General features: G+C 45.7%; 1 pseudogene. It reads right to left on the bottom strand.

Annotated features, from left to right (window positions below):
• Positions 1-963: pseudogene (locus R7P72_RS25905) on the bottom strand (oligoendopeptidase F); the annotation flags it as partial.
• Positions 964-1,071: the final 108 nt, after the last annotated feature.

The raw sequence follows: 1,071 nt of genomic DNA, 5'->3' as shown, positions 1-1,071 counted from the left end.
AATCACATCGATTGCTTCATTGAAATCGTAGACTTTAGCATCACCACTTAATGCAGGCATTGCAGCAAGGTGGTTCCACGGCTTCATCTCATCCAAACCGTGCACTTGCGCCATCAGTTTACCGGCTTTTTCACCAACATCACGACTGTCCTTCGCCACTTTCATCATGGCAGCCAAGGTTTCAGATTGAATGCGGCTACCGTACAAACTTGGATCTAAAAAGTGTACCTCTCGCTTAGTCGAGCGCTTTTTGTTTTCAGTTAAACGCCAGCCTGCAAGTGCATTTAAAATCGCGGCGAAAGACTCTTGGTGCGTTTCCATTGCTTTTTGGACGCCACGCCATGCCGCTTCTTGGCGGTCAAACTCTGAACCGTAAAGGATACTTGCAGCTTGAGAGAAACCGAGCTCTTCAGTAGTGCCATCAGCATGGTCTAACGTAACCTTTAACGAACCCGTCAAGTTGTCGTACAAATTGCCCCACGCAGATTTGCCATCGACACTCATCGCAGCTAAAAGCTTCTCTTCTTCCATACTCAAGCGTGTATCTGCCAGTTTTCTCGACTCCATAATAGAGAAAGCTTGACCGCTGATGTCTGGATTTTCGTGATCGAGAACGCGAGCAATGAACTCATCATCTGCATGCGTTAAGGTAAGTTCGAAAGCACTAAACGCTTGAGACAATTCAGAGAAAATACGCATCATACGACCAGAAAGCGCTTTCGCTTCGGCGTTAGTAGCGTTCACTGATGAGTAGCAATTTGCGAAGTTGTAGACCGTGCCCGCCAAGCGACTTGCTGCTTCGTTAGTCAGAATGGCATTTTGCATCACTTCAACATTTTCACAATCTTGCGATTGCTTATTCAGCAGGTCAATACATTGCTCAACAAGTGCGATATCGTCTTGAATTCGAGGGTCGGCAAGGTCGTTGTAAACGATGGATAAGTCCCAACTAGGAGTGGTCATTTTTTAGAGTTCCTTTTGATGTAATCGAATCGGTCTTTCCTCTTCCTCCTAACAAAATAGGATTTAGAAAGCCGATTTCTTCCATGACTAGGGCTGCTTTTCTTCCTT

The organism is Vibrio sp. Vb0888, assembly GCF_033338835.1.
Taxonomy (GTDB): Bacteria; Pseudomonadota; Gammaproteobacteria; order Enterobacterales; family Vibrionaceae; genus Vibrio; species Vibrio alginolyticus.
The sequence above is the reverse complement of the archived record's forward strand: the minus strand, read 5'-3'. Positions and strand labels throughout refer to the sequence as shown.